Genomic DNA, 7467 nt, shown 5'->3' with positions numbered 1-7467 from the left:
CCGCGGCCGCGGGCCCGGCTGCGGGCCCGGCTGCGGGCCCGGACGCGGGGCGCTGCCCTTCGCGGTCCTGCCGTGGCTCGTCGGACGGCTCATCACCGGGCGGCGGGGCGTCCGCCTCCGGTGTCCCCGGGAGGGGTCCCGGGTCCGGCCGTCCCGGGCCCGGGTCCGTCTCGGCCTTGCAGACCGCCAGCCACAGGGCGTCGGCGAGCTGCCGCCAGTCGAGGTCCCGAGGGCCGGGCCCGGCGGACCGGCCGCCTGGGTGATGTGTCATGTCGAGCCCGCTGCGCTGTCCAGCCGGTGCCAGACGGCCGCCAGTAGCTCCTCCCACTCGGGCCCCGGTACATGTGACTGGGCCGTCACCAGATACACCGCGTTGAGCAACTGGTCGGCGGCGAGGCCGCCTTCGCGCTCGCTGCGCTCGAGGAACATCTGGATCAGCTCCCGCGCGCGTGGATCGTCGGCCCGTCCCAGATGCGCGGCCACGATCGCGGCGAGCCGGTCCGCGTCCGGGTCGGGCAGCCGGAGCTGGAGACAGCGCCGCAGGAACGCGGGCGGGAAGTCCCGTTCGCCGTTGCTGGTGATGACGACGACGGGGAAGGCGCTGCACCGCACCCGTCCCGAGGCGATGACGGTACTGCGCTCCGGATCGTCGGTGAGGACCGATACGGCCGGGCGGCGTCGGCGGATGCGCACCAGCTCGGGAATGGAGTACTCGCCGGCCTCGAAGATGTCGAGCAGATCATTGGGCAGATCGATATCGCTCTTGTCGAATTCGTCGATGAGCAGGACGCGCGGCAGACGGTGCGGGAGCATCGCGGTGCCCAGCGGCCCGAGTTGGAGGAAGTCGCCGATGTCCTCCGGTCCGGGTTCGTGCGTGTCCCCCTCCGACGCCTGGCCGGCCGCGGCGGCGTGCACACGGCCGACGGCATCGTAGCCGTAAAGCCCGGCCCGCAGGGTGGATCGCGTCGTGATCGGCCAGCGCAGCACCCGGCCCAGGCCCAGCTCCCGGCTGATGCGGTACGCCAGCGTCGACTTGCCGGTGCCCGGGCGGCCCGTCACCAGAAGGGGACGTCTGAGGATCAGCGCCGCGTTGACGAGATCGGCCTCCTCGGGGTCCGAGCGCACGCCCAGGGGTGCCGTGCCCAGCCGCCGGGCGGTGTCCTGCTCGTCCTCCGGCGGCGCCGGGGGCTCGGTCGGAGGGTCGTCCCGATCCGATAACGCGCCGGGCCGGCCCTCGCCGTCGGACGGGCAGGCCGAGACCCCGCCGAAGGTGCGCCACGGGGGCGGCGGCGGAAGGATCTCCTCCAGGCTTACGTCGTGGAGCGGGCGCCCGGTGCCCTGGTAGATCCACCAGGGGCGCGGTATCCCGGACGGCAGGGCACCGGAAGCGGACCCCGAGTCCTGCTGGACCCGTCCGTTGTGCCGCCGCGCAGGCTCTCCGTCGCTCATCGACCACCTACCCCGTCGTCCGGCCCCGTCATGCGCCCAAGAGGTTCCACCGGTCGGGTTGGGTCGTCCCAAACGAGCACCACATGTTGCCCGAGGTGATGCTCCCCCTCCGCGGAGCCGATCGTATGGGCGTCCAGACGTAACTTTGTCACGGCTTCGCGGAGCCGTGCCAGGTTCCCGGTCGGCTCGGCCTGTTTTTGTCTCAGTTGCTGGACGAAGCGGGGGTCACGGGGCATCCGGCCGTCCCAGGCGACCACCGGGATCCCGGCCCGCCAGGCGGTCAGCACCTCCGAGTTTCCCTCGGGGGTGGCCCCCGGGGGCGAGTTGAGGATCAGGGCGACGACCTGGGGGTCGGCCTTGAGCCGGGCGAGCAGGGCGGTGGTGTCGCCGGAGCGCGGGCTGTCCGGGTCCTCGCCGTCCACGACGAGCTGCTTGGCGCGCTCGGGCTGCTGGTCGAAGACGTTCCAGCGCTGCTTCCACTCGCGGTGCCAGCGTCTGGTCCGGCTTCGCTCCAGGCTCCGTACGACCACCGGATAGCCCCCCATGTACAGCGGGATGGGGGACTCGCTGTCGAGTTCCAGACGCCAGCGGTGGACCGGCAGATTCAGGTCATCCGAGTCGAGCATGAACTCGACATGGATCGCCCCGGCGTCGTCCCACTCCTCCGTGGCCTCGTACACCAGCGTCTGGACCGCCCGTTCCGCGGTCTCCGAGGTGACCTGGGTGACCGGACCGCGGGCCGGATGCCAACCGGACGGGTCGTACTGATGCCAGGACGAGAGCTCGTAGCACCCGGCCTCCTCCTGCGGCAGCAGCCGGATCACCAGATAGGCGTCCACCGGCCCGGCCGGGGCGGCATGCCCCACCTGCTGCCGCAGCGACCGCAACTGTGGCGTCAGGCCCAGCTCCCGGGCCTGCTCATCGGCCCATTCGCGCAGCGCGTCGGCCCGCTCGAGCGGACGCGCCGCCGCCGCGAGGTACTCCACGAGGGCGAGCCCCGGCGGCAGCCCGCCCGGCTGCGCGTTCATCCGGCTCAGCACCTCGAAGGCGTGCCAGGGGCTGGTGACCGCGGGGATGTCCTGGAGCGGGCCCGCCGCCGTACGGCACAACTGGCCCAACTGCTCGATCTCCAGCTCCTCCAGCAGCGACCGCAGCTTCGCGGCGGCGGTCTCGGGCAGCGCCGGACGGGCCGTCATCTGCTCCATGACCGAGTCGAGCCGCATCATGGCGTCCTCGTCGGCCGCCGCCATCACCGCGAGGGACGCGCGTAGCGCGTGCATGATCCGCACGTTTTCCAGGCATTCGCGGGCCAGTTCCACCAGGAAGTAGTCGGTCACCCGGTGGACGCGCACGGGAACGCTGGTCATCTCCAGCTCCATGGCGACCAGATCCAGACACAGCGTGCGCAGATCCGGATCCGTCAGACAGCGGAACTCCTTCAACGCCGTGACGAGGTTGCCAACCGATTTCAGGCCACCTTCCCCCATGGCCGCCATGCTGTGCCCTCCCCCGAGGCCGCATCACCGGTCCCCGCCGCCGATGATCCCGCCGGAGACCCTGCCACACGCGGGCGCCAACCGCTCGGACTCCGGGACAAGTTGTTTTCCCCGCGTGTTCCGCCTGACACCCCCTGGGTGATTATGTCCAGGGCACGGTCCCCGACCCGGGCGGGCCGCGCCGCGGCGGGGACAGGTCCCGGTGGTGGACCGGGGGAGCCTGCGCCCGTAAGGCGGAGGGCGCGCCTCCCCAGGGGGCCACCTGGACGATTCCGGCGACGTGGCGTGCGGGACGGCCTTCCGCCGTGGCCCGGGGAGGGTGCGGGCCCCGCGCGCGGGCGGCCCGGGGTCCGGCACCCGCCGGGCCGGGAGGGTGAGGAGGGTCACTGTCCGGGCTGACCTCCCCATCCGAGCTCCTCGACCCGCCGGGCGAATTCGGCGGCCGCCGGATCGTCCGGGGCGAGCACCGCGACCACCTCCACCAGCTCGCCCATCGCCTGCCGCGCCTCGCAGGTGCGCAGCAGGGACAGGGCCTCCGCGCGGCTCGCCGACTGACGGCCCACCGCGGTGCCCACGGTGGGCAGCTCGTCGAGCAACTGCTGCCAGCGGGCGGGAGCGGTCATCCCGGACACGGCCAGCAGGATGTCCGCGAGACCGCCGAGGTCACGGATCGTCAGCTTGCGCGGCCGGGAGGTCTCGGGCCGCGTTCCGGCGGCGGGGGACCGTGTACTGGTGGCGAGTGACGGCGTACCTGGGGCAAGAGACCGCGTATCGGCGTCGAGGGATTGCGTGTCGGCGGCGAGCGGGCGGGCTGTCGCGGCGTCCGCCGCCGGGGCGTCCGCCGCCGCCCGGGCCTCCACGGCCACCGGGATCCGGCCGATCAGTTCGAAGGCGAAGGCGGCCGCGTGCCGGGAGGCCACCGGCTGCCAGCGCTCGTCATGCGCCTCGCCCTTGTCCCCGAGCAGATCCGAGATGCCGCGGATCACCAGCGCGTCCAACTGCTGATTGACATACGCGCCCGCGAGAAAGCCGAAGCCCTCCATGTCCACCGCGAGCGCGTCCCCCGCACTGGCCGCGAGCCTCAGCCCGGCATCCGAGCGATGGTGCGCCACCACCCGGCCCCCCGCCGCGAGCGGCTTCACATGGGCGCGGGGGCGTGGCACGTCGTCCCCCGGGCGGATCCGCCGCTGCCATGCGTCGCCCGCCGCCACCAGCCGGGCCAACTGCACCAGCCCGTAAGCGGACTGATGGGTCTTCTGCCGGGGCAGAAACCCCGACTCGGTGTCCTTACCGGTCTCGTAGTCGTAGACCGCGTCGGCGGCCACCACATCGCCCAGCGCGACGTCCTTGACGCCGCCCGCGACCCCCACGAACAGCACCGCCCGGGGCGCGAAGAGCGCCGCGGCCCGCTCGACCGAGGCCGCCGCGCCCGGATTCCCCGGACCCGTCATATGGATGGCGACCGTCCATTCGCCGGACCCGTCGCCGAACACGCCCAGTTCGAAGAGCGCGCCCCGTTCCGCGTCGACCGGGCGCGGGTCCTCCAGATGGGCCCGGACCGCCCGGTACTCGACCTCCAGCGCGGTCAGGACCACCACATCGGCCCGCACCGTCCCGCCCTTGCCCGCAGCGCCCATGGATCCCCCCTAGGACAGCTTCCGTCGACACCTTACGGATGCGATGCACCCTATGGGCCTCATGCGTCAGGGGCGGCGCAGATCCGCGTACAGCACGATCTGCACCCCCAGGACGCTGATCAGCGCCACCTCCGCCACCGACACCATCAGCAGCACCGCCCGCACCGGCTCCGAGGCCCAGTACACGACGAGGGCGGCCATCGGCGCCACCGTGAACAGCAGCAGATCGGCCGCCAGTTGCAGCCGCTTGCGGGAGATCCGGCGGCCGTCGTCGCGGTGGGCCCGCTCCCAGCCGAACACCGGCGGCCGGCCCGGCACCAGCGCCGCCAGCCGGGGCCCCAGATCCTCCCGGACATACCGCCCGATGGCCGATATCTTCTCGTCGTTGACCAGATACGCCCAGCCCAGCAGGGCCGACGCCGGGGGCAGCAGCAACAGCAGCTCCGGACGTCCATGGCTCTGGAGGGAGAAGGTGATGATGGCCGCCATCGCGGCGAGTGTCGCGTAGAGCAGATTGTCGCGGAAGCCGATCCGCGCCCGCTGCTCCTCCTTCACCTGCTCGTACTCCAGGATCAGCAGCCTGCCCGTGACCGCCTCGCCCTCGGCGCTGTTGTCTCGCGTCACCGTTGCCCCCTCCGTGACCGATGACCGGCTCCCCTGTGACCGGCCCCCCTGGTGACTGTTTCCGCCCCTACGCCTGGTCCATTCCCGTACGCCTGGTCCATTCCCCTACGCCTGGTCCATTCCGTACGCGCGCAACTTCCGGTACAGCGTGGCCCGGCCGATGCCCAGGGACTCGGCGGCCCGCACCTTGTTGTCCCCATGGCGGCGCAGCGCCTCCAGGATCGCCGTGCGCTCCGCCCGTTCCATGCCACTCAGTCGGCGGGTGGCCGGTGGCACCCGCAGTCCGTACGGCAACTCCTCGCGCCGCACCGGCCCGGTGGCGCGGCGGCGCTCGGCCACCTCCCGTACGACATGGGCGAGTTCGGCCACATTGCCCGGCCAGATGTGCTGCTCAAGCGCCCGGCGCGCGTCCAGGCTCCAGGTCAGCGGGGGACGTCCGGGGGAGGGGCGCCGGGCGAGGCCCGCCAGCAGCGCCGGGATGTCCTCGACCCGCTCGCGCAGCGGCGGCAGCGTCACCGAGCGGGCCGAGAGGACGTCCAGCAGCCGGCTCAGACACGGACCGGTCGGCGCACCCGGGGTGTGCGTCGCCACCAACGGCACCGCGGGACGCTCCTCCAGCAGCGAGAGCAGCGCGGCCACATCGGACTGGCCCAGCCGCTCGGCGTGGCGCAGGAGCAGCGGCGGCGCCCCGCCGTCCCCCTCCGCGAGCGCGCGGCACCAGCCCGGGACCTCACCGGCCACCTGCTCGGCGGCGTCGACCAGACGTGGTGCCGCCGCGCCCCGGCGGTCGAGCAGGGCGCGGGCCAGCGCGGTCTTGCCCACGCCCGGCTCGCCGATCAGCAACAGGGGCTCGGCGGCCCGCGCCAGCTCCGTCGCCCGGGAGACGGCCACCCGCCAGGGCGTGGACGTGCCGACGAGCCCCGGGAGCCGGTCATGGCCCCCCGGCCGTTCCGCCGCCCCCGCCCACCGGGCCGCCGGGCACACGGTGGCGACCGCCCCGATGACCTCGCCCCCGTGCACCACGCGCGTCATCCTTACGGTGAGCCCGGGGACGTCCGGTACGGCGATCTCCTCCGGTGTCCCGGAGCGTGCGCCCTCCGGTGTCCCGGAGCGTGCGCCCTCCGGTGTCCCGGAGCGTGCGCCCTCCGGTGTCCCGGAGCGTGCGCCCTCCGGTGTCCCGGAGCGTGCGCCCTCCGGTGTCCCGGAGCGTGCGCCCTCCGGTGTCCCGGAGCGTGCGCCCTCCGGTGTCCCGGAGCGTGCGCCTTCCGGTCCGGCGTCCGTGCCTTCCGGTCCGGCGTCCGCGTCCTCCGGTCCGGCGTCCGCGTCCCTGCGGAGGGCCGTAGCGTGCCGTTCCAGCCGCGCCAGCGTCTCGTGCGACAGCAGCCGCGCGGCCTCCGGGCTGATGAGGCGGCTGCTGCCGTCGAGCGCCGCCACGGCCGCCCCGTCGGCCCGCCGACGCAGATACGCGTCGAGCAGCACCCGCTCCGGCGGGCGCGCCCGGCCCAGCAACTCCGTCTCGACGGCGTGCGCGGTGGCCTCGGCGACCGCCGCGGCCGGATGGCCGATGCGGCCCTCGCCCAGCGGGGTCACCACGGTGATGGTGCCTGCCGGGCGGCCCGCCGTCGGCTCGTACAGCGGAACGCTGACCGCCGACACCTCCTGCCACAGGTCGAGGAAGTGCTCCGGGCCGTGGACCTCGGCCCGGCGCCCGGTGCGCAGCGCGAGCGCGGCGCTGTTGTGCCCGACCGCCTGCTCCGACAGATCGAGACCGGCCACATCGGGGGACGTGCCGGTGTCACGGCCGCCGGCCGACCACAGCGCGCGACAGCGGGAGTCGACCAGCACCAGCCCCATCTCACCGCCCAGCGTGGGCGCCACGCGGTCCAGCGCGGGGCGCGCCGCGGCCAGCAGCGGTGAGTCCTCGGGCGGCCGGACCCTGGGCGGGGCCACCAGATCGCGCGGTACGCCGAAGAACCGCGCCCGCCGCCAGGCTTCGGCGAGGTCCTCGGGGACCCCGTCGCCCGGCGGCCGTCCGCTGAGGAACCGGTCGCGCGCCCGGCGCAGCGCCGAGAGGGCCGAGTCGGCGGGGGTGTCGTCGATGGTCGTCACAGCCACGCCACCGTATACGTCGCCGGTGTTTCGAAATGAGACACCTCGGGGCCCGGGTTCTGGAACAAGATCACCAATGGTCGATCGCCGGTCGTGAGCGGGCCGCAGGTCGTCAAGGCCGATCCCTGTTGGCCGGTCGCCGGTCGCTGTTG

At 73.8% G+C, this 7467-nt stretch carries 5 protein-coding genes and 1 pseudogene; all 6 read right to left on the bottom strand.

All coding sequences use genetic code 11. The annotated features are described in order from the left end of the window. Positions 1–271, bottom strand: a pseudogene (locus KN815_RS24145) (hypothetical protein); the annotation flags it as partial. After that, a complete protein-coding gene (locus tag KN815_RS24140; protein ID WP_216344029.1) occupies positions 268–1449 on the bottom strand; it encodes an AAA family ATPase in 1182 nt (393 codons plus the stop codon). The pseudogene KN815_RS24145 and the gene KN815_RS24140, both read right to left, overlap by 4 nt. Then, positions 1446–2945 (bottom strand): VMAP-C domain-containing protein, encoded by a 1500-nt coding sequence (locus KN815_RS24135; protein WP_216344028.1) that lies wholly within the window; start codon positions 2943–2945, stop codon positions 1446–1448. The genes KN815_RS24140 and KN815_RS24135 overlap by 4 nt, the downstream gene beginning before the upstream one ends. Before the next feature lie 383 nt (positions 2946–3328). Next, positions 3329–4582 carry a phosphorylase family protein gene (locus KN815_RS24130; RefSeq protein WP_216344027.1) on the bottom strand — a complete coding sequence of 418 codons (1254 nt, stop codon included), beginning with the start codon at positions 4580–4582 and terminating at the stop codon, positions 3329–3331. 66 nt (positions 4583–4648) lie between these two features. Further along, complete coding sequence (locus tag KN815_RS24125) at positions 4649–5206, bottom strand: hypothetical protein (RefSeq protein ID WP_216344026.1); 558 nt, start codon at positions 5204–5206, stop codon at positions 4649–4651. Between the two features lie 105 nt (positions 5207–5311). Continuing rightward, positions 5312–7315 carry a sigma-54-dependent Fis family transcriptional regulator gene (locus KN815_RS24120; RefSeq protein ID WP_216344025.1) on the bottom strand — a complete coding sequence of 668 codons (2004 nt, stop codon included), beginning with the start codon at positions 7313–7315 and terminating at the stop codon, positions 5312–5314. Positions 7316–7467: the final 152 nt, after the last annotated feature.

The organism is Streptomyces niphimycinicus, assembly GCF_018883605.1.
Lineage (GTDB): Bacteria > Actinomycetota > Actinomycetes > Streptomycetales > Streptomycetaceae > Streptomyces > Streptomyces niphimycinicus.
The sequence above is the reverse complement of the archived record's forward strand: the minus strand, read 5'-3'. Positions and strand labels throughout refer to the sequence as shown.